We start from the raw sequence: 22286 nt of genomic DNA on the forward strand, positions 1-22286 counted from the left end.
AAGCTACTGCAACCAGATCCCCCCAATCAATACCCCCGTCTCCGTTCAAAACGGCTTGCTTCACAATGCCCCAATCCGAATTGGCCGCGGTTTGCCGTAGGTTGTCTCTACAATAGCCAAATATCTATCGCTCATTTTTACATCGCCTTCCAAGCTAAATAGGGGATATCCACGGTCGATTGAACGCAGGATATCCCCTTGCATCTTATTCGGTTAAATACGACTATTGCTTGTGACTGGCCTGGTTAGCTGCGGCGTTCGATTGCCTTCAACAGCAGCGTAACCGATTCGGCGCGCGTAGCCGTATGATTAGGAGCGAACCTGTTAGCTCCAATGCCGTTCACGAGACCTTCCTTGATCGCCGCTTCCACGGATGCCTTAGCCCACTGCGGAATATCCGAGTCATCCTTGAATGAGGTTTGTTCAACAGCTTCTGCATTCAGCTTCAATGCCCGTACAGCCATTAATACCATCTCGGTGCGGCTAATTTTTGCATTCGGCCGGAAAGTGCCATCTGTATAGCCGTTAATAATACCGGCTTCAACTGCTTGAGCGATCGCTTGCCTTGCCCACTGGCCAATATCCGCTTGATCGCTAAAATTCAATACTTGGTCACTTCCTTGCAGTTTCAAAGCTTTGGTCAGCATAACGATAAACTCTGCCCTTGTAATCTCGGCATTTGGTCTGAATGTGCCGTCCGGATATCCGTTAACGAATCCTAGCACAACTGCCTGCTGAATAGACTCCTCAGCCCAATGCTTCGTTACATCTACGAAAGTCACTTCGTTGGAATCGTCGATGCTCTTCACTACAAATACGGCAAATGTTCCGAAGCGATCTACTTGAGCTGTAACCGTATTTCCGCTTACGTCACCGCCGATTTCTATCCATTCTTTCTCCGATTCATCATAGATAAACAAAGACGCTTTAGTACCGGCAGCCAGCTTGCTTGAATCGAAGTTTACCGTAACCGTAGCCGGCTTTTTAAGCTCATCGGTCAGATTATTCGAGACCTCAATGACAGAACTGATCAATTCGTCCTGATTGCGTACAAGAGCACTCGGATCAGTGATCTTCTTCAGCACGAGATGAAGCGTCTTGCCTGTTGATTCGCTTGGTATCGCAATCGTCATTTCTTTATTCAAGCTAACCGTTCCCGATTGTCCGGGAGCAAGAGTCAATTCGCCTTCCGGCTTGCTTCCCGGGATTGTAACTGGCGGCGTAACTACCGTTGCCGCTGTACCGATATCATCGGCAACAACCTTATAAGTGTAAATCCCACTAGCCGGAGTAGAATCGGTTTCTTTCACGCGAACTTCGATCTTGTCTCCTGCAACGAGCACCGGAGTTGCCAAAGTCTTTTGCGCTTCTCCCGTTCCCGAGGTCCACGCTTGTTTTTCCGCATTGGACTCACCAATAATTCTAAACTCCAAAGCAGTACTTATCGTAATCAGAGTTTGGCCCACTGCTGCGTTCACGGCCGGCCGGGTAATGGATACATCCTTCGCAGTCGGCGTATCTGGTTTTTCCATTCCCGGGACTTCTGAAGTGTTATAGGCTTCAATCGCATGATTTAATGCGACAACCACTTCATCTACCGCCTCTTGTGTCGCCAATTTATTTTCGATAAGCTTCTTGGCCAGTGCGATTGCCGCTTCCAGCGCCTCCCGCGCCGATCTTGGATATTGACCCGGCTCATCACCTTGCACCGTTTCTTCTAATCTTTTTGTTGCCGTTTCAATAGTTTTTGCCAATTTGGATTTGTCTGCAGCATAAGCTTCTATCTCATAGATCGAGTATCCCCAACCTGCATTAAACGGCTCCATCGCAAAGACGCGAATGTATTGAACAGGCCGTCCTCCGATATCGCTAATTGTAATCTTGCCGCCGGTAAATTCCGTGATCTCTTTCATATCGAAATATTCTATGCCATCCAAAGAGCCTTGCAATTTGAACAACTTGGCATAAGCTGCTTCCCAGGAAATGTACACCTCAGACAGTGTGTACGGATGGCCAAGGTCAACAGATATCCATTGTTCCTTAGAGCCATGCAGGCCGCTGTCTTCATTCGATCCTAATCCCGTTGCTTTCTTGGAGGACCAGCGGCTGGATAGATCTTTATCTGTACCGTCAACCGCCTTATCTCCCGTCCGGGTACTATCGGGGTATACGCTTGAGGTAGATGTCGGCTTGTGCAGAGCCAGGTTTTCCCTCCGATTATCCCTGTCTTCCCCTGTAGTCCGAGTAATTGTTAAGTTATCAATGCGTCCCATTGCCTGGTTCATGATCTTCTCCGTAGGCAGCACAAAGCTGGACGAGTAACGAATATTATTAATAGGCTCCTTAGTGCTTTCTGCTACTCCAACGGATTCACCATTCACATATAGCTTCGTCATACTGGTATTGGATTCACTGGATCCTGTCCTGTACGTCAATTCCTGCGCCAGTTCAATGTTAACCCATTCGCCCGCAGGCAACTCGTAATCAAACAGAAATTCATAAGCAATCCCCAGTTCACCGCGCTTGAACCCCAGCTTCCCGGTGCCGTTCATATTGGCATACAGGCTTCCGTCCTTCCCTGAGAACAGCTCGGTATTCTCCGGAATTTCGGATAGATTAATATCCAAAGACACCGTATATGGGAATCCGACACTGTCAAACGGCAGCGAAATATAACCGTCCCCATTCAAGGCAATTCCATTGTTATCGGTACCTTTGTCAAGTATCCCGTTTACAACCTGTGCATCGTACCTGTTAGGCGAACCGTCTTTTGAGTACCCTCCATCCAGTTCATCAAACGTATATTTCGCAATAACATCGCCATCCGATCGGACATATCGCCCCGGATTGGCTCCTCCAGCGGTATGATATAAAGCTTCTACGCGTTTCAAGAATTGTTCGGCAGTTTGTCCCTCTGTTTTTTCACCGTACCACGTTTTTTCGGCTACAATGGCAACCGCGGGTTTCATTCGATCGAAAACATCGAATTCAGAGAATCCTCCGCCAAATGATGTCATATCGTTCCAGATTGCGAACTCGGCGCCTTTGGTTTGCGGGTGGGCCATCGGCATAATAGCCGTTCCAGCTGTGTACTTGGGGTCCTCGAAATTATTGACATCGAAATTATTGTACAAATTCGTTAAATTCAGCCGATCCGGGAAATTGGCATTCGAGCCTGGCACAATATACAGCCAGCCGCCATCGGTATTAATAATGTCGTAGCCAGCCTCATACATTTCCTTAACATCTGATCTGGCTGGTGACCAAATGTTCATTGTAGCTTGATTGGTGACCGGCGTCTTGCCGTTGTACCCTCTAGTGCCCAGCTCGCCCCAGATCCTCGTTTCGTATCCCTTTCCGTTAACATATTTAATTAATTTGTCCGTATAAGCGCGCATCTCCTCCGAGTAGGCCTTATCGTATTCATCTGTTCCAACATGAAATTTTTTGGACTGAATAACCGGATCCTCTCCATCCAAATACTCATCCAGTAAATCCAATACAATATTGACTGTATGGGCATCACGAATGTCAAGGGATCCTCTCTTCAGCATCTTCACCCCGGGTATAGCTCTGAATACCTCCGAATGATAAGGCGTATCGATTTCTGTAACGACATCGATCCCGAACTTTTTCATATCGATCTGATACTGCTTGTACTCTTCCTTGGTGTAGTATCCGTCTTGAGATACAATCTGCGGGTATTTTGTACTTTCCAAACGAAACGCGGAATAGCCGGAGGTGCCCCAATAATCATTCACGTGAATCTGTACTTCATTCAACTTGAACCAAGCCATGTAAATCGACATTTCTTGAATATATTCAAGCGGAATATACATTCTTCCGACATCGATCATGCCCGCTCTGACTTCATATTTCGGATAATCGCGAGCGAATCCTTTCGGCACACTGCTATGATCTTTATCCTGATAAAGAATTTGCGTAATCGAAATTCCGCCATACAATACTCCTTTAGCTTGTGAGGACGAGATAACAATTTTGTCATCGATGTCGAGGGTATAGCCCTCTTCACCAAGAATGGCTTGTTTACCATCCAGTGCCAACACAATATCGCCTTGCTGTGCCATTCCAGTGTCAATTTGAATATCCTTGTTAAGCATACTTTTAAAGTACATTTGTATCGTCTGGGCCGTTTCATTCAAGGTATCATCGACCACCACAATCCTTGAACTTTCGGTGATCGTGAAACTACCTGTATGACCTTTCCATTCACGCAAGCCCGGCAACACGGGGGGAACGAGGTTATCTCCGGCTTCTTGCACATATTGTCCGGGGATAACAATATTAATATCCGCTTCCGATGTTGCGAAATCACTTGGATCATACTTGTTTTCAACCTTGTAGAGCACATTGACATCCATAGCAACCAATGGTTGATAGACCGAACCATCCATGGCGATGATTTCCTTCGTATCCGAGCCAAATAAACTGATTTGATAGTCGTCATGAACAGTTGGCAAAATAAGCTTCTTGCCATCCCCCGATAGTTTTAGTGCCTGTTCTTCAGCTGTTTCCAGTACATTCTCCGCTGTAACTGGTCTATCTTTGTATGCTTCTATTTCATAAATACTGGAGCCAAAAGTTCTAATGCCATCCGAATGCGTCCATTGTTTATATTGTTGATATTTAATATATCTGACAGGCTGACGATTGAAGATGATTTCCTTTATCTCGCTAATCGCGCCTGCCCGACCATTTGTTACCTTATATACGCTTTCATACTGATTGCCGTCAGGCGAAACGAAGACTTCGTAATCGGGCGAGATGGCATGGAAGCTCAATTTAATTACGCTAACCTCAACGCCTGCGCCCAGGTCGACGATTAGCCATTGATCATCAGCCTTATCTGCCGACCAGCGTGTGGCCAAATCTCCGTCTACAGTCTTTTCACCGGCAAATTGCGGATACTTCCAGTTCGCCCCGGTCTTGCCCCCCTCAACTCCCGAGTAGGTAACGGGTTTCCCAAGAGCTAAATTTTCGTTGGACTCCGCACGCTTCGTCTTTAGCTGATCGATGGCCTCGACTAAGCTTTGGATAGCCTCATCAATCTCAGCTTGTTCTGCATCAGCATGAACAAATACGTACTCTGCCTTCTGTATGCTATCTTGTAGAAGCGCATAACTTTCTTCCGTATATTGTACAGCCTGATAGCCTTTCGCTTCATTTAAGCGGATCTCCAACAATTCTTTGGAAGGAACCGATGGAGCTTCGTTCGCATATTTGTTATACACTTCCAGCTCGCGAATACTAGAGCCAAAATATCTAACCCCATCCGAATGCAACCATTGTTTATATTGTTGATATTTAATATATCTAACAGATTGGCGGTCAAAGGTGATTTCTGTAATCCCGATATTCGTGCCTTCCGGGCCGTCCGTTACCTTATATATGCTTTCATATTGAGTACCGTCTTGCGAAACAAACACTTCGTAATCGGGCGAGACGGCGTGGAAATCAATGACGATTTCATTCACTTCTTGCACTTTACCCAGATCGATGATTAACCATTGATCGTCTATCTTTTCCCCCGACCAGCGTGTGCTCGCATTCCCGTCTACAACCATTTCACCGACAAATTGCGGGTACTTCCAATTGTCACCTGCTTTTCCGCCTTCAACACCCGAGTAGGTGACCGATTTCCCCAGCGCTAAATTAATAGGATTCGATTCGCCTCCCTCCGCTGATATCGCTATTCCCTGAAACATGTTGACGATTAACAAAAGAACACAAAGGATTGCGACATTCATTTTTCCCCTTGCCCTGATTTCCATGTAAACCCTCCTTAGATTTCGGTTAATGAATCTAATCCAGCAATTAGTTGAACCCAAGTATGACGACTGTGGCATTTGGCAAAAGCCATACCATTCTTCTTTTCTTCCCCCCTTATTTTTTTGTTTTGCGACATTGGCCGTCACCCATGATCGCGAGTCCTGAACTAGGCCCTCATAGACCAGTTGTGTAAGTTTGGCTATTTTTGTGAACACAAAAAGGGGCATTAGTAAAAAGTACATACTTTTTACTAATGCCCCTTATATCTAGCCCTCTGGGTAACACGTAAATGTCATATTTAATTTACATCGAACCATATCGCTTGATTTACTTCATGATCCTTATATTATAGCAGAACCCCACCCCTGTCAAGATTTGTCACATGTCCTGGCAGCACGACACTTCGACAAAATTATATGCTGGCCAGCTGTTTATAGCTACAACCATAAAGTTTGATTAAGGTAGCATTAATTGACTCCCAAATCATTATATGAAATTATATTGATGGGTGATGACATGATGGAGTTAATAAATAACAGAGATACGGATTGTATGGCTGGCAGCAGGGGAGGCAGCCGCAAAGGGGCAGGCCGCAAGCCAATAGGTACAACTCGAAAAATATCATTAACCTTGCCGCAGGAATGCTGGGAAGAAATAGACCGCTACTGCCGCAAAGGCGATTATTCCGTTTCCGAGGTGCTGAGATCCATTATAGAAGACAACCTTCATAATGCCGATCTCTTATAATTAGTAGGCGAAGGAGGTTCAATTTTATGATTCGGAACTATTTAGACTTAGAAGATGGACGACTTTTTTACGAAGTTTCCGGAAAAGGAGATCCCATCTTACTCATTCATGGAAACTTTAATGACCATCAAATCTGGAACGATCAGGTTGACACTTTTTCCGCACATTATAAAATAATCCGCTATGATTTGCGGGGATATGGTCTTTCCAGCACACCAAACTCTTCATTCGCTAATTTCGACGATCTAAAGGCACTAATTGAGCACCTAAAACTCCATAAAGTTACTCTAATCGGTTCTTCCTTGGGTGGTGGCGTTGCTATAGATTTTGCTCTCACGTATCCCCATCTGGTTCAAGCTCTTATTCTGGCCTCGCCCTCTATAAACGGCAAACTTTATCCTATTAACATGACGTGGCAAGGAATTAAAAATTATTTCAATGTTCGTCTGAATGGACATGAGAAAGCTATCGAAGCATTCATCACAAATCATTTCTGGCAATACTTCTTTCCTTCCGAAAGAAAAGAAGAAGCTCGAAAAAAGGTGCTCGATAATGTCAGGAAAACTAGCAACTTCTGTCGCTTCTCTCCAAACCTTTCTGCCGCTGTTAAACCCTACGCCATCAGCCGGTTACGAGAGATTAACATTCCGGCCCTTATAATCACTTCTGATCAAGATCATCCATTTAACATAAAGACTGCCGAAAACTTGCATAAAAGCATAGAGCTATCATCCAAAGTCATGATGCAGAACTGCGGCCACCTCCCCTTTATCGAGGAACCGCATGAATTCAATCAATTAGTTCTTGATTTCCTTTCAAATACATAGCAATTTAAAAATTTATGGAGGCTACACTATGTTACCTTCAGACATACAACTGCACATGTGACGGGTTGTCCCTATTGTTTGCTAATACCCCAGCAAATAAATCGCAAGAAAGCAGGCCACTCGCAGCCGGCTTCAACCATTATCTTTTGTAAGCTCTCCGTAATTCCTCAAGATCAAATTTCTTCATATTAAGAAATGCTTTTGTTACGGAAGCAATTTGCTCCGGTGTACCCTTGCTCAACATCTCGTCCATCTCTCTCGGCACGATTTGCCAGGACAAGCCATACTTATCTTTCAGCCAGCCACATTGCTCGGCTTCAGGAACTGCAGAGAGCTTTTCCCAGTAGTAATCAATTTCATCTTGCGTGTCGCAATACACCATGAAGGAAGTTGCCTCGTTGAAACTAAACCTATGCTCATGCGCACTGTCCATTGCGGCAAACCATTGATTCTCAAGCATGAAATCAGCGAACATGATCGTCCCTTCTTTATCGGGCTCCATGCCTTTGGGGTAGCGAGCAGTAAATCCCTGCCTGGAATTCTTAAATACTGACAAGTAAAAATCTATCGCCTCTTCTGTTTTACCGCATACATTACCGACAAACAATATCGACGGTATTATCGTAGGGCGTTCTTCGCCATCCGGGTTAGTAAGAATTAACTGCCACGTTAGCCCGTACTTGTCCTGAATCCAGCCATATCTCTCACTGAATGGATACTTATCAAGCGGCATTAAGGCTGTTCCGCCATCGGATAGTTTATTCCAAATCTCATCAATTCTCTCTCTCGCATCTTTGTCTCGAGAAGGGTCAAAATTAATCATGAAAGACACCGACGGATTGATTTTAAAATAGGGTCCTGCGCTGATCGCCATAAACTTCTGACCCCATATTTCAAAAGAGACTATTTCACTATCGCCTGATGGTGTATTTTGTAATGTAGTTACATTCGTAATGTTTGAGTCCGGGAACAAGGAAGCGTAAAACTCTGCTACTTCTTTTGCCTCCTTGTCGTACCAAAGATGCGGAACGATTTTTTGATCTGTTAAACGAATTGACATTATTCAGCAGCCCCTTTATGGAGAAATTTTGAACCCCTATATTGTTATATACCATAATTAAGCCGTTCAAACACTAGTTAGGAATAAACGAATTACATATTGGAAAGTAAATATGCCCATTCACTTATCTCCGCTCCTACATACAATGTTTTAGCCCATCAATAAAGGAGTGAATAGATCATGCCATTTTTACCACCCACAGGTCCACCAGGATTCCCTGGATTCCCTGGATTTCCAGGGCAGCCGGGGCAGCAAGGGCCCACGGGACCTACCTCACCTCCCCCGGGATTCATCCCTCAGCAGCCTGCGGTCTCGCCACTTGCTGTCGACCCTGGTGCGATTGCTGGCTGTTTATTCCGGAATACGTACGTTTGGCTCGTGAATAGAAATCAATTCTGGTTTTTCCCGATTTTCGTAGGGCGAACCTCGGTTGCGGGGTTTCAGTGGAACGGAAGGTTTTGGATGTATACTGGTTTGAGTTTGCAGTCAATCCAATCATTCACCTGTTTCTAAATAAACTCTAGAAAAAGCTCCGTTCCGCTAGGAATGGAACTTTTTCGTGTTTGTTTACAGCTGGTTCTTCAGTAACTTGCATTTTGTAACAGCAAAAATCCGCAGCCTCATGAGGTTGTGGATTTACATGTTATTTGCTGCTAAAGCGAGTGACAAACGAAAGACCGTAACATTCTGTTAGTTTCATCTTGGCCCTCTTACTCCTACATAGCGTTCTCTTGCCACTACTTCAGGACGTGATGTATGGAAGAAGCAGTATTCGCGATGAGGCTCATACACCGTCATTTCTTCAATAGAACGTTGACCACCAACGCTATAGAACTACAGACTTCCCGCCGTCAATATTCACTGAGGTTCCCGTTACAAAGGATGCCGCTGCAGAAACTAGAAAAACGATAACATTAGCGGCTTCTTCAGCCTGGCCAATCCTTCCAAGTGGAATTTGGTGCTGAGCATCTCTCGCAAACTGCTCCCATGTCAGTTCAGGAGCAGAAGCTTTCCAAAAGCGCTCAGTCTGATCACTTCGAATCATACCAATACAAACCGCATTGACGCGAATATTGTCCGACGCCAAATCCTTGCTCATCGCTTTAGTAAGAGCTAATCCAGCTGCTCTGCTTACTGAAGACGGAAGTGAAGAGGCACCTGGCGCTTTGCCGCTTATTGCCGTCACATTAACAATAGCTCCGCTACCTGCATTCCTCATAAAAGGTATTGCGGCTTGAGAGAAGTAAACAGTACCCATCAGCTTCAGATCGATATCGCTATCCCATTTTCCCCTTCCCACTTTGTCAAAAGGTTGAGCCGCCGCTGAACCTGCATTATTAATGAGGATATCAATGCCACCGAGCTGCTCTGCCGCCGTTACTACTGCACGTTGTGCCTCTGTTTCTATACTAACGTCCGCTGTAATAATGAATGGTGCTACGCCTGTATGCTCAGTAATCCGTGCTTTTGCTTTCTGAAGCGATTCTTCATTTCGTGCAACAATAGCAACCTGCGCCCCTTCTTCGATAAGTAATTTTGCTGTAGCAAACCCTATCCCCTTGCTTCCCCCAGTAATGATTGCTTTTTTCCCTTTTAACCCCAGATCCATGCTAACTACATCCTTTCATTCGTTTTTTTAGAATTTATTGTTCATAGTTTCTAATAATAATAACAGCGTTATGTCCACCAAAACCAAATGAATTTGACATTGCCGTCCGCAGTGAAGCTTTTCTGGAAATATTTGGCACATAGTCAAGATCGCATTGTTCATCCTGCTCCTGCAAATTTATCGTCGGTGGAATTAACCCTTCATTTAAACTCTTAACAAGGGCAATCGCCTCCACTCCTCCTGCCGCACCAAGCATGTGACCAAGCATTGATTTGTTCGCTGTAATTGGTATTCTGTAAGCATCCTCACCAAATAGTCGTTTAATAGCGACCGTCTCAGAACGATCTCCCACCTCGGTGCTTGTTGCATGTGCACTAATCAAATCAATTTCTGCAGCAGATATACCTGCATCTTTAAGAGCAGCACGCATTGCAAGAAAGGCACCTTCTCCGTCAGGATGAGTCGCCACAATATGATAAGCATCTGAACTAGCCCCATATCCAATGACTTCGCCGTAAATATGGGCATTCCGAGCATTAGCATGTGTCAAAGCTTCCAACGTAAATATACCCGCACCTTCGGAAATAACAAAACCGTCACGGTTTTTATCAAAAGGTCTGCTCGCACGCTCAGGGTCATCGTTACGAGTTGAAACCGCTGTAGCGTTGCCAAAGCTTGCTAACGAAATATCTGTAATTGCTGCTTCAGCCCCACCTGCAAGCACAACATCTGCGATTCCTAATCGAATAAGTCGCATTGCTTCTCCAATCGCCGTATTACCAATTGAGCAGGCAGTAACAGGAGACATCGTTGGTCCCGTAATACCATAACGAATACTAATTGCAGCCGCCGCAATATTAGCAATCATCATTGGTACAAGCAATGGGCTAACACGCTCAGGACCTCTTCTTTTTAGCTGCTCATCCTGTTCAAGCAGTGTTTGGATACCGCCAATTCCAGAGCCTACATATACCGCAACTCGCTCACGTTCCATTTTATCCAATTCAAGCCCTGCGTCCTCAATCGCCTGCTGTGCAGCCGCTACCGCAAACTGAGTATAGCGATCCATTCGACGAGCCTCCTTGCGACCAAATATCGACTCTGAGTCAAAATTTTTTACTGCTCCAGCAATTTTTGTTTTGTATCTGGTCGTATCAAATGTTTCGATCATCGATATTCCAGATTTTCCGGCAGATATATTATCCCAAAATGTTTTAACATCGTTGCCAATCGGTGAAATAACTCCCATTCCTGTAATGACTACACGTTCCATAAAATTAGCCTCCCTCATAAGCTAGTCTGTTTCTGACTACCTAAAGCACTATTATAATACTAGGTACTAGTACCAGGTATTAATCAATGATTTGAACATATTTTGCCACAGCATTTATCCTATTACAAGTTGTTGTTTATACTAGTATAATAAGTAATAGCTTAGTACGAATCGTAAATTGGAGGGTATTATGAATCAACAAAGTCAAAATAGATTACAAGCCCTGTCCACCTTCCTTAAAGCTAAACGTGCGAAAATTATGCCCCAAAGCGTAGGACTGCCCTCCGGAACCCGGCGTCGTACACCTGGTTTGCGCCGAGAAGAGGTGGCTCAGCTAGCAGGGGTAAGCTTAACCTGGTACACATGGCTGGAGCAAGGACGCGATATTAAAGTATCATCTTCCGTTCTGGATGCTATAGCTTCTGCACTTCAACTCACTACAGACGAACGTAAGTATTTATTTGCACTGGCACTGGAAAGCTCGGCCACGATCCAACCTTTTAAGGATGAGCAGCAATCCGAGGTAAGCCCTTCGCTTGCTCGAATATTAAGAGAGCTGCACACTTGTCCAACCATTATTTCAGATCGACGCTGTCAAATTGTTGGGTGGAATGAAGCCGCAGCACATGTTTTTTTGGATTTTGAGCAGCTGCCTCCATCAGAGAGAAACTTGGTGCGGCTACTCTTTACACGCAAGGAGCTTCAGAGGCTGGCAGTTAATTGGGAGCACTTTGCTAGTGGATTTTTGGCGATTTTCCGTGCCTATTATGGACAGTATGTTGAAGATGATTGGTACGAGGGATTTTTGAAGGAAATGAAAGAAGCTCATCCAGATTTTAATAGACTGTGGGAGCAGAGCCGAGTTAGCTCGGCTCCTGAGGTCGTGCTTGAATTTCGACATGCCAAAGCAGGAAAAATGCTCTTTCAATTGACCTCGCTACAGGTACAAGGCGATACCGATCTGCGTTGCAGTATTTATACACCCGCTGCTGATTCTACAACAGAGAGCAAGCTGAGGCAGTTGATGACAATACAGCAACATTGAAATGATCGTCGGAGAATTCCCTTAATCCAACCATCCCTTACTACGTGCAATATCTATCGCTTCGATCCGTGTATTTGCTCCAAGCTTCCCAATCGCTTCCGACATATAGTTCCGTACCGTTCCATAGGATAGGAACAACTTTTCACCAATTTCTTGAAGAGTTAAGCCTTGGGAAGCCAGCTTTATAACATCGCGCTCGCGGGGTGATAATGGACATGGGTCATCCCATACCGCGAGGGACAATTCCGCATTAATCACGCGTTTTCCATCATAGACCCGGCGAATCGCATCAGACAGTTCGTCACTGCCCGTATCTTTAAGAAGATATCCGTAAACCCCTGCCTGCATAGCCCGCTGAAAATATCCAGGACGCGCGAATGTCGTCAAGATAATTACACGACAATCTGATTTGTTTTTTTGAAGCACTTCCGCAATATCCAATCCTGTTTTCAGCGGCATTTCAATATCCATGACAACAATGTCCGGTTTATGCTGCTGAATCAGGGATATCACTTCTTCCCCATTTTCGGCCTGACCAACTACTTCAATATCATCTTCCAAAGAAAGTAGCGTTGCAAGTGCTCCTCTTAATAACTTTTGATCTTCTGCCAAAATAATACGAATCATCTAAGCGTTACCTGCCTTTTCATTGCGAATTACCCTAGGTATATGCAAGATTACATCTGTTCCCTTGCCTGGGGATGAAGAAAGCGACATATGGCCATCTATCATAACAAGCCGTTGCCGTAATCCGGCGATGCCGTTGCTGCTGGTATAGAGTTGATCCGCATCTACCCCAATGCCGTCATCACTTACAGATACACGGACTTCGCCTTCTTGAATGTCCAAATGAATGTTGCACTTTTTTGCCCCACTATGCCGCACCACATTCGTTATGGTCTCACGAAAACACATCGCTAGAATCGTCTCCTGCAGCGGGGTTAACGGAAGCTGATTGTTCAGTAAAGCGTCTCCTACCCCTATTTCAGTAGGATTGGGATTTGAAACCGATTGATATTGTAATGTCAAGGATATGCCAGCAGTAGAACATAATGATACTGCATGCTTATATTCATCAGTGAAGTATACAACTTTCATCTCTGTAACCAATTCACGCATTTGTTTCAAGGCTGCACGCGCTGTTTCCCGTATCTCACGAGCTTCTTGCATCGCTCTTTCGGGATGACGATTGACCAGCTTCTCTACAACCTCCCCTTTCAATGCAATTAAAGATAGCGTATGTCCTAAAGTATCATGTAATTCACGTGCTATCCGCTGGCGTTCTTCCTGCTGCGCCATTCGTTCTGCGGTTTCTGCTCGCAATTGCGCAGACATCTGCTGAAATCGAATCGATGTTCGAATGATATACGGAAGTATACAAACACCGAATAAAGGTACCAGTCCTATCCAAAATTGGCTCCCCGCCTGAGCCAAGTAAGGAACAGCAATAGCCCCCATAATGATGGGGAATACAATCGTAATGGAAAGTAATATCGGCATTCTTTGTTTGCTAAGCGGAACGGCAATCATAAAGCCTATAAATGTATACATAGGGTGGAATACAGCAGCTAAAATTAAAAGTATACCTACCTGAGTCATCAAGATTTGTGGAGCCCACTTTGCATGAAAGTAGAATTGACGAAACAGTAGGGCGAATAGGCCTAACAGAACAAAGCCAAGCCACTGTATACTAGGTGGCTCATGAAGTAAAAAGTACATCGGAATAATTAGATTTGTTAACAAAAAATAAGGGGCGACTCCCTCTGATCTTGGAAAGAGACGCCATTTCTCTCGATTCAATTACACCGCTTCCCGTCGATTAAATATATATACAGATAGTATCATAAATAAGAGACCGCATCCTGTTAATATTATGAAGTCAATGCTTGCAGGAACTTTCCCAGCGATCATATTCCATGCTCCATTGGCGTAACGGTGGGATGGAAGCCATTCCCCGATCGAGCCCATCCAACTTGGCAAAGTGCTAAGCGGCATCCATAGCCCCCCCATAATGGCAAGACCCATCTGTAATACATTTCCGATTGCAACGGAAGTATTAGCATTTTTAAGCGTTCCTAACAATGCACCAAGCGCCAGAAAAGATATGCTCCCGATCCATAACCATAATCCGCATAAAATCCATTGCCCGGCTGACAATTGTATATCATGAACAAGGCCAGCAGATAAAAATATAACAACAATTACGATCAAGTGAACAGCCATTTGCGATACAACCTTGCTGCCAATCCAGACTGCAGGAGATAGTGGAGTTAGCTTCAACAGGCGTACCCACCCATCTTGATGCTCGAACGACAGACGGATGCCGAATTGAGATACTGCTGTACCAATCAGACTGAATGCAGTCATCGACATCAATGAAAAAACACCCCAGGTTGTTGATTGAATCGATTTATCTACCCCATTCATACTCGCAAATAAAAAGTAAAAAGCAAGCGGCATCGCAATGGAGAAGAGTAAGAAAAATGGACTGCGGATAATTCGTAAACTTTCTGCTTTGGTCTGGGCAACAAACATATGTAACATAGCTATTTTCCTCCTAAAGATGTTTTTTATCTTATAATCGTTGGTTTATGTGAGTCTGTAAGACTTAGGAATGTATCTTCTAAGCTGGCAGATTGTATATCAATATCTGAAATTCCCCATTCAGACTGCATCAGTGTAAATAACAATACATCTGTCTCTTTGGCATAAAGACGAATTCGCTCGCCGCTGCACTCTGCTTTTTCTACACCGGGCAATGTGAGCCATTCCTGCTCAGCTGGCGCGTTCGCCGCTCGAAATGAAACCGTTCTAAGCGTTGTTTGTGCCTTTAAACGTTCTGGAGTCCCTTCCGCAACAACCTGTCCACTGGCGATTACTGCGATATGATCTGCGACAGCATCAGCTTCCTCTAAATAATGTGTCGTTAAGAGCACAGTGCGTCCGTCATTTGCCAGCGCTTGGATGGTGTCCCAAAAGCGACCACGAGCCTCGATATCCATTCCGACAGTAGGTTCATCAAGCAGGAGAAGCTCTGGATTCCCCGCCAAGCTTTGGGCGAAAGCCAATCTACGGCGTTGTCCTCCGGACAGGGAGGATGCGCGCCGTTTCTCATCCGCATGGAGACCCGAAATATCTAACAATCGCTCTAGAGGCATCGGATTACGATAATAACTTCGGAACAATTGAAGCACTTCTTTGACCGTAAGTCCATCTGCCGCTTTAACATCCTGCATAAGCGCTCCGACACGTTGCCGTAATTCCTTTGTTCCAGACGGCATCCCCAAAACTCTGATTTCTCCTGATGTTGGCTTTGCCATTCCGAGTATCATGGAAATGGTTGTTGTCTTGCCTGCGCCATTCGGTCCGAGCAATGCGGATATTTGACCTTTCTCAAATGATAGATTCATATGATCAACGGCACTGTAGTCGCCAAATTTCTTTACTAGATTTATACATTCAATTGCCTTTTTCATTTTGTACTAACCTCCGCTAATCTCTTTTCGTTACTTGATGTCCTTATTATATTGAAATAATGCTAGATTCAATTAGTGTGGGTTGTCACAAAATGAATATGACAAATGTCAGAAAAAGAAGACCAGCTGGGATGACTCCTCTCACTTTCACGCAAGGATAAACGGCTCCGCCGTCCTTTGGACAGGCGCGTTTACCGATGAAATATAAGTATAGATATAAGGTTACAAAAACTTTCTTACATTTCAAAAAAGCCAGCCTCTTGCGGCTGGCTTTGATGTATTACGGTTGTAATCTTTCTAGTAAAGCCCGGATTACGGTTTTTCGATTGGCGGCGTGGGCGGCAGAACGACGGCGCCGGCCGCTTTTCCGTCAATGCCTAGAACTTCAATTTCATCAAGGAAGACCCATACATTGACCGGAAATTCAACTCTGACGTACCTGGCGTACACCTTATCGGCTCCCGCTTTCCCTGGCACGCCGTCTGTTACCCCGCTCCACCTCACGAAATCAGCCGATATAGCATCTTGTGCCGATGACGGAGAAACGGTTGCAAGCTTGCTCCAGGTTTGGCCGTTAGTTGATACGGAAAAAGAGACATTCTGAGGGAAATAGATGCCGGGCCCCTTATCCTGAAGAAAATGGGCTCTTATTGACCCGATCGATTTGTTGCGGCCAAAATCAAATGTGATTATGCGATTTCGATCCTCTGGGTAGTCGCTTCCCGCATGGCCCTGCCATTGCCCGTTGCGGTAATCCGTTCCGCCAAACAGACCGTTCGTAAGTTCACTCCCCGAATCGGTATAGTTGCTGTTAGGCTGCCGCGAAAGTGTATAACTTTGACCAAGAGCCAGGTTGCTGAGGCCCCATCCGTCAGACCAGGTTTGAATAAGAACCTGGGCATAAGTATCGAGCAGCGTTGCTGCCGAAGGTGAAATCAGTCCTTGCGCTTGCACGGCAGGGTCGTGTATGTGAGCGAGAAAATCCTGCATATACGATACGGCATCCTTCGGCTTGTTTTGGTCCAAAAGAAGCTTGATAATTTGCAAACGGTACAACAACTCATTGCCAAAAACCGAATTGATTTCATTCGACGCGACATAACCCTGCACAAGCTCCGCCATCGTCTCCGGCGCCGGGTCACTGTCTATGGCGTACGTACCATTTAAATACTGATACAGCCAGTCATACATTAAACGCAAACCCGGATCCTTGCTTACCCCTAAGTTGTATACTGCATTATTGCCTTGATAATAAGCTCTGAAGCCATTTTGCATGAGGCCGGATCTGACGCCACTGTCCAGATATTCAATAAAACGCTGGCGGAGTACAGGATCTGTCAGCATCCCGTCATCAAATTCGATTTCATTTCCCATCCCGAATCGCTTTGCATTATTCGTAGCATCATCTAGACGGTCGGAATCCATTCCGCCAAAGAAGTAATTAGGCTGATAAGCCGCAGCATCCACTCCGAGGTCTTTCCACATATACATCTTGTAAGCCATAGAGTGTGGAATCCAGAAAACCTTCATATTCATGGCGTGTACTTTTTCCGTCACAGCACGCATCATGTCCGGTCCCGATTCGGATATCTCGACTTGTTCCGGCATCCAGTACATGCCGACAAGATCAAGATTTGAGTAGTTGGCAGCCTGCCATTTTTGCTGGACCTGGTCCAGATACCACTGTACCGCTTTTTCCCTGTTTTCAAACGCTTTTTCTTTGCCCGCGGAAGTCTCATTAAAGTTTAAAGAACCGCTGCCGTCAATGTCTCCAAAATCGGTTAAGGATTCCCCAGGGTTTGGAATCATTAACACAACCTTGACTTGGTGATCGGGCTGGTTCAGCTTGGCCCCGACTTCCTTGGCAGCCTCGTTCAACTGCTGCATATCCCCCGTTGCCGCGAAGGTTTTATTTAAATACCAATTCCAATCGTCCAGATTCGTTTGCCCAGTCCCAAAATCGCGGCCGGCAGGCGATGCAATCCCGAGATAAAGTATGCCGTCAAAAAGCCAATCGATCGGCTCCCCGTCTTTATTTACATAGCTAATGTTAGGGATAATCCGCTCCTTGTTCCAATCGCCCAAACCATTCGCATATTGCCCGTTATACAGCAAATTCAAATTTCGGATACCAGCTGTAGCCTCCCCAGGCTCCAAAAACTGAGGCTGCTCAGCAGGAACCTTTACCGCCCCATCAACCTTGCCGTCCATACCCAAGATTTCGATTTCATCAATGAATTCCGATAGCGCATGATGCATTGAAAATGCTACTTTCACATAGCGAGCATAAGCCAACTCGCCATCCGTATTCCCGCCTTTGATTCCGTCCCGGCTGCCATCCCATTCAAAGGTTTCCTCTCTGGGCGGGCCTTCTCCCCAAAGCAGCTGCGTGGCGTTATGGGAGAGCAGCCCCCAATTTTCCTTATCGTCAGAGACATACATTGATACCGACAGCGGTACAAGGATTGAGTTCGTCGGATAATCTTGAAAAAAATGAGCAGTTATCCTTCCGATCGATTTTTCCTCTCCCAGATCAAAAACAACTTCGCGCGTTTTTCCGCGGAGATGCCCTACCCATGCAGGGTCGTTCATATTCAATGCGCCGTATTGTCCGTCCGTAAGCTTGTATCCGTCATCGGGATGTGAAGCTTCTGGCGCTTCAGACCATTCATACGGCAGACCTGCCGCAAGATTGCGGAAATTCGTCTGCTCCGCTGCCGATGGTGCTGCCTCCTGATTTGAGGCCGCAGCCGCAACAGGCGATGTCGCCTGCCACGCAGAAATCGGGGTTACTAGCAAAGCTGCTGCCATCAGGATCGATACCCATTTTTTGTTCGAAATCATCTTGGTCAGCTCCTTTTTATCTCGTTCTATTTGCCCTTCGCGGCCATGAACTCATCGATCTGCTTTTGCAGCTCCTGCTGAATTTTTTTGAGGGCAGGACCGGCCTCCGCTTCGAATTTCTTCAATGTATCCTCCGGATCGATAACTCCGTTGAACAGCGCCGTATAATATTGCCCATCAACTGTATTGTACTGGCTGACTTCGTTTTGCACCGGGTTACTGTCAAATTCGAAGCCGGCCAAAATATCAGTGGTGAACATGTCTGCATCGCGAAGCAACGCATCCATTTCATCATTCTTCGGGTCGCCACCTATAACAGTACGTTCATCGACCGGATTCCATAGCCAGACATAACCGAATGCAGAGTAGCCGGATGTATCCAGGTTCTTCATTTTGTCCTCTCCTACCGCTTCCCAATGCTTGCCTTCGATTCCGTAAGAGAGCAGATCATAGTTTTCCTTCTCATTCGCCCAGTTCAGGAACATAATTGCTCGTTCCTTGTTTTTGCTTACCTTTGGAACAGCCAGGAAATTCCACTGTTTAAAATTAGTGAAGTTCGCGCCCTTTTCCGGGCTGAAGAAAGTAACTGTTTCCAACTCGCCATTCGGCACATTGTTCTTGAACGTATTCTTGAGGGAATCGCCGATGCCGAACGCGCCATTCGTCACGATTGCCACTTTGCCTGCCGAAATCGGCTGGTGAAAATCTTTCGTCGTCAAAATATCCTTGAAAATCAGCCCGTCGGTAAACCATTTGTGCGTGTTCGCCAGCCACGTTCCTATAGGCTCCCGGTCCTCCAGCAAATTGTAAACTTTGCCGTCATTGTTTTTGTAATAGAGCATCAGGCTGTTACCCAGCGCATGGGTCGGTCTGACATGGGTTTCGTAATCGTTCAACGCGTGATGAGCGACAAAAGAATAAGTGGCGGAGCCTGCGGTCATCGGAATGATGCCCTTTTCCTGCTCCTTCACCTTGTAGGCGAAAGCGATTAAATTTTCATACGTTTGAATCGGCGGTACGCCAAGCTTCTCGCGAATGTCTTTGCGCACCATGTAGGAATTGCCGGACATATAGCTGACGCCAAGCGGAATGGCCATAATTTGGCCGCCATACTTGTTGTAGTCCCACATTTGCTGCGGCCGTTTCTCCAGCACCGTCTTGCCATACTCGGCCAGCAGGTCGTCCAGCGGCTCATAGAAACCGCTCGCAATCATCTGATTGATGTGCAGCCACGGCGCATCAAAGATTAGGTCGATATTTTCACCGGAAGCAAGCGTCACCTGCGTCTTTTGCGCCAAATCAGACCAAGGCACAAATACGACGTCAAGCTTCACATTGATCGTATCCTTCATCCGCTTCTCTGCCTCGGCGATAACCAAATCCATATCCGGCGGCCGGTCGCCGGGAATCATAATTTTCAGTGTTACCTGCTCCAGCTTTTTGTCACCGCCGGCGCCGTTATTGTCTCCGGTCTGACTCGAAGGTTCGGGCGTCTTCCCTTCTCCTTCGCTATTCCCCGTGCACCCTGCAAGTGCGACAAGCGCGATCAACAGCACAAGCGTGGTGACCAAAAGTCTTTTCATCGTTAATTCCCCCTGTTTCAAAATGAAGAAAAATAGGCGGATGGACCCGTTCATTGACGAATGTAGCCTGCAGCCCGAACGGCCAAACACGCCACAATGCTTCTACCCTTTTACCGATCCTAACGTCAAGCCTTTAATGAAGAAACGCTGAATGAACGGATAAACAAAAACGATCGGGCCGATCGTAACGCAGACGATCGCCAGCTGCATGCCGTAGGTCGGCACGACGACATTGTACTGCGTCTGGCTGCCTCCCACATAAGCCATTACATTCAAATTGGACATCAGCTGGCGGATCATCATCTGCAGCGGCAGCATTTTGTAATTATCGATAAACAGCAGCGACAAATACCAGTCATTCCAATATTGCAGCGCATAGAACAGACTCACCGTAGCGATGGCAGGCAGCGAGATCGGCCATATAATGCGAAAGAAAATATAGAGATCATTGGCGCCGTCCACCGTCGCAGCTTCATTCAATTCATATGGTAGTGTCCGGTAGTAAGAGACGAGAATGAAAGCGTAGAACGGATTAAGCAGATAAGGCAAAATAAGTGCCCATACCGAGTCTTTCAGATGCAGCCAGTTGGCGATCAGCATATAGAATCCGACCAGCCCCGCACCGAACAGCATTGTCAGGAAGGTCAAGAATGATAGAATGTTGCGGTATTTCACTTTCCGATGGCTCAGTGTATAGGCATAGGCGGCTGTCACGAGGACACCCAGCGCCGTTCCGGCGATCGTTACACTAATCGTAATTCCGTAGCTGCGGAACACCTGTTTGCCGGAGAGCAGAAATTCATACGCATGAAGACTGAATTTGCTAGGAAGCAGCTGATATCCCGCCGTTTGAAGAATCGATTCATCGGCAAATGAATTGATGAATACAATCCAGAACGGGATGAAGCAAAACAGCGCAAACGCACATAGTACCGCGTACATAAAAACAAGAAACAACCGTTCTTTCACATCGATCACACCTTAAACCATCCGGCGAAAAAGGCTGCTTGGCTAAGTCTCCTCCCGCTTCGCCGAACCTTTTTTAGAATTTAGAACAGCCTTGAATCCGCATCTACCTTGCGCGCAATCGCATTGAAGATCAGAATCGTAACAAGACCCATGCAGGATTGGTATACGATGACCGCGGAGGACATGCTGAAATTGCCCAACTGCCGCAGTGCGCGGTAAGCATATGAGTCGATAACATCTGTCGTAGGGAATAGTACGCCGTTATCTCCGATGATCGCGTAAATCATGCCGAAATCGCCGTAGAAAATACGGCCGACGCCAAGCAGAGCCAATACCATCACGATCGGCCGCATGAGCGGTAGCGTAATGTAGAGCATCTGCTGCATCCGGCTTGCGCCTTCGATTCTCGCACTCTCGTAATATTCCGCGGAGATGCCTGTAATGACCGCCAAAAAAATAATGGAATTGTATCCGGCAATCTTCCAGGCGCTGATCACAGTCAAGATGTACGGCCAGACGCCAGGCGTCAAATACCAATCCACACCTTCGAAGCCTAGGACAGCAAGCGCGCGGTTCATTAATCCCTCCGATGTGCCGAACAGCGTTAGCGCCATCATGCTAACGACAAGCCATGAAATAAAGTACGGTAAAAAAATAAACGATTGCGCGATTCGCTTGAACGCCCTGTTTCGGACTTCATTCAGAAAGATAGCCAGTACGACCGCGCTGCCGAGGCCGGATACGAGAAACAGCGCATTAAGGAAAACCGTATTCATTGTCACGCGCAGCCAATCTTTCCCGTTGAAGAAAAACTCGAAGTTTTTAAATCCGACCCATTCGCTCCCCCATATTCCGTCCGACAGCCGGTAATTTTGGAAGGCGAGCAGGTGCCCAAGCATCGGCATATACGCAAATACGGCCAGAAACGCGATGCCGGGCAGTGCCAGCAGATACAAATATCTGTTCCGCGACAGTTCACGTATGAACGTCCCGCCAAGCCTTCTTCGTCGCTCCAAAAAGCGTTCCTCCTTTCTTGTTTCACTTGCAGGTTTCGAACGATGTC

16 protein-coding genes are annotated in these 22286 nt (G+C 46.0%); 4 read left to right on the top strand and 12 right to left on the bottom strand.

Going from position 1 to position 22286, the window contains the following annotated elements; translation table 11 throughout:
* Nucleotides 1–245: 245 nt before the first annotated feature.
* Nucleotides 246–5792 carry an S-layer homology domain-containing protein gene (locus ACRRU2_RS13710; RefSeq protein ID WP_432502405.1) on the bottom strand — a complete coding sequence of 1849 codons (5547 nt, stop codon included), beginning with the start codon at nt 5790–5792 and terminating at the stop codon, nt 246–248.
* Nucleotides 5793–6261: 469 nt separating this feature from the next.
* Between ACRRU2_RS13710 and ACRRU2_RS13715 the strand changes: the two genes are divergently transcribed.
* Both ACRRU2_RS13715 and ACRRU2_RS13720 read left to right on the top strand, forming a co-directional pair.
* A complete protein-coding gene (locus tag ACRRU2_RS13715; protein ID WP_432502407.1) occupies nt 6262–6537 on the top strand; it encodes a ribbon-helix-helix domain-containing protein in 276 nt (91 codons plus the stop codon).
* 26 nt (nt 6538–6563) lie between these two features.
* Nucleotides 6564–7364 (top strand): alpha/beta fold hydrolase, encoded by an 801-nt coding sequence (locus tag ACRRU2_RS13720; protein WP_432502409.1) that lies wholly within the window; start codon nt 6564–6566, stop codon nt 7362–7364.
* A 139-nt stretch (nt 7365–7503) separates the two neighbouring features.
* Here the strand turns inward: ACRRU2_RS13720 and ACRRU2_RS13725 are convergent, their stop codons facing one another.
* Nucleotides 7504–8424 (bottom strand): VOC family protein, encoded by a 921-nt coding sequence (locus tag ACRRU2_RS13725; protein WP_432502411.1) that lies wholly within the window; start codon nt 8422–8424, stop codon nt 7504–7506.
* 180 nt (nt 8425–8604) lie between these two features.
* Here ACRRU2_RS13725 and ACRRU2_RS13730 point away from each other — a divergent pair, with 180 nt between their 5' ends.
* Nucleotides 8605–8937 (top strand): transporter, encoded by a 333-nt coding sequence (locus ACRRU2_RS13730; protein WP_432502413.1) that lies wholly within the window; start codon nt 8605–8607, stop codon nt 8935–8937.
* A 313-nt stretch (nt 8938–9250) separates the two neighbouring features.
* Here the strand turns inward: ACRRU2_RS13730 and ACRRU2_RS13735 are convergent, their stop codons facing one another.
* Both ACRRU2_RS13735 and fabF read right to left on the bottom strand, forming a co-directional pair.
* Nucleotides 9251–10033, bottom strand: coding sequence for an SDR family NAD(P)-dependent oxidoreductase (locus ACRRU2_RS13735; RefSeq protein WP_432502415.1), 783 nt, complete (start codon nt 10031–10033; stop codon nt 9251–9253).
* Nucleotides 10034–10067: 34 nt separating this feature from the next.
* A complete protein-coding gene (gene fabF / locus ACRRU2_RS13740; protein WP_432502417.1) occupies nt 10068–11306 on the bottom strand; it encodes a beta-ketoacyl-ACP synthase II in 1239 nt (412 codons plus the stop codon).
* Between the two features lie 190 nt (nt 11307–11496).
* On the opposite strand from fabF, the gene ACRRU2_RS13745 reads away from it, so the two are divergent.
* A complete protein-coding gene (locus tag ACRRU2_RS13745) occupies nt 11497–12351 on the top strand; it encodes a helix-turn-helix transcriptional regulator (protein WP_331700487.1) in 855 nt (284 codons plus the stop codon).
* 21 nt (nt 12352–12372) lie between these two features.
* On the opposite strand, the gene ACRRU2_RS13750 is transcribed toward ACRRU2_RS13745, so the two are convergent.
* The 8 genes from ACRRU2_RS13750 to ACRRU2_RS13785 all read right to left on the bottom strand — a co-directional run bounded on the left by ACRRU2_RS13750 (nt 12373) and on the right by ACRRU2_RS13785 (nt 22239).
* Nucleotides 12373–12978: a response regulator transcription factor gene (locus ACRRU2_RS13750; RefSeq protein WP_331700488.1), complete on the bottom strand. Its 606-nt coding sequence runs from the start codon at nt 12976–12978 to the stop codon at nt 12373–12375.
* A complete protein-coding gene (locus tag ACRRU2_RS13755; protein ID WP_432502419.1) occupies nt 12979–14151 on the bottom strand; it encodes a sensor histidine kinase in 1173 nt (390 codons plus the stop codon).
* Complete coding sequence (locus ACRRU2_RS13760) at nt 14152–14895, bottom strand: ABC transporter permease (RefSeq protein ID WP_331700490.1); 744 nt, start codon at nt 14893–14895, stop codon at nt 14152–14154.
* A 26-nt stretch (nt 14896–14921) separates the two neighbouring features.
* On the bottom strand, nt 14922–15827 hold the full coding sequence (locus ACRRU2_RS13765) for an ABC transporter ATP-binding protein (RefSeq protein WP_331700491.1): 906 nt from the start codon (nt 15825–15827) through the stop codon (nt 14922–14924).
* Nucleotides 15828–16139: 312 nt separating this feature from the next.
* A complete protein-coding gene (locus ACRRU2_RS13770; RefSeq protein ID WP_432502422.1) occupies nt 16140–18671 on the bottom strand; it encodes a DUF4855 domain-containing protein in 2532 nt (843 codons plus the stop codon).
* Between the two features lie 26 nt (nt 18672–18697).
* Nucleotides 18698–20254: an extracellular solute-binding protein gene (locus ACRRU2_RS13775; protein ID WP_331700493.1), complete on the bottom strand. Its 1557-nt coding sequence runs from the start codon at nt 20252–20254 to the stop codon at nt 18698–18700.
* 102 nt (nt 20255–20356) lie between these two features.
* Nucleotides 20357–21223: a carbohydrate ABC transporter permease gene (locus tag ACRRU2_RS13780; protein WP_331700495.1), complete on the bottom strand. Its 867-nt coding sequence runs from the start codon at nt 21221–21223 to the stop codon at nt 20357–20359.
* Nucleotides 21224–21303: 80 nt separating this feature from the next.
* The gene (locus ACRRU2_RS13785; protein ID WP_432502424.1) at nt 21304–22239 is read right to left on the bottom strand and encodes an ABC transporter permease; all 936 of its coding nucleotides are present in this window, start codon (nt 22237–22239) and stop codon (nt 21304–21306) included.
* Nucleotides 22240–22286 lie beyond the last annotated feature (47 nt).

This window comes from Paenibacillus sp. GXUN7292, assembly GCF_050864975.1.
GTDB lineage: Bacteria > Bacillota > Bacilli > Paenibacillales > Paenibacillaceae > Pristimantibacillus.

What these genes read in the sequence shown, in the direction of transcription:
- ACRRU2_RS13710 (WP_432502405.1), bottom strand. Translation starts at nt 5,792, where the DNA reads ATGGAAATCAGGGCAAGGGGAAAAATGAATGTCGCAATCCTTTGTGTT.
- ACRRU2_RS13720 (WP_432502409.1), top strand. Translation starts at nt 6,564, where the DNA reads ATGATTCGGAACTATTTAGACTTAGAAGATGGACGACTTTTTTACGAA.
- ACRRU2_RS13725 (WP_432502411.1), bottom strand. Translation starts at nt 8,424, where the DNA reads ATGTCAATTCGTTTAACAGATCAAAAAATCGTTCCGCATCTTTGGTAC.
- ACRRU2_RS13730 (WP_432502413.1), top strand. Translation starts at nt 8,605, where the DNA reads ATGCCATTTTTACCACCCACAGGTCCACCAGGATTCCCTGGATTCCCT.
- ACRRU2_RS13735 (WP_432502415.1), bottom strand. Translation starts at nt 10,033, where the DNA reads ATGGATCTGGGGTTAAAAGGGAAAAAAGCAATCATTACTGGGGGAAGC.
- fabF (WP_432502417.1), bottom strand. Translation starts at nt 11,306, where the DNA reads ATGGAACGTGTAGTCATTACAGGAATGGGAGTTATTTCACCGATTGGC.
- ACRRU2_RS13745 (WP_331700487.1), top strand. Translation starts at nt 11,497, where the DNA reads ATGAATCAACAAAGTCAAAATAGATTACAAGCCCTGTCCACCTTCCTT.
- ACRRU2_RS13750 (WP_331700488.1), bottom strand. Translation starts at nt 12,978, where the DNA reads ATGATTCGTATTATTTTGGCAGAAGATCAAAAGTTATTAAGAGGAGCA.
- ACRRU2_RS13760 (WP_331700490.1), bottom strand. Translation starts at nt 14,895, where the DNA reads ATGTTACATATGTTTGTTGCCCAGACCAAAGCAGAAAGTTTACGAATT.
- ACRRU2_RS13765 (WP_331700491.1), bottom strand. Translation starts at nt 15,827, where the DNA reads ATGAAAAAGGCAATTGAATGTATAAATCTAGTAAAGAAATTTGGCGAC.
- ACRRU2_RS13770 (WP_432502422.1), bottom strand. Translation starts at nt 18,671, where the DNA reads ATGATTTCGAACAAAAAATGGGTATCGATCCTGATGGCAGCAGCTTTG.
- ACRRU2_RS13775 (WP_331700493.1), bottom strand. Translation starts at nt 20,254, where the DNA reads ATGAAAAGACTTTTGGTCACCACGCTTGTGCTGTTGATCGCGCTTGTC.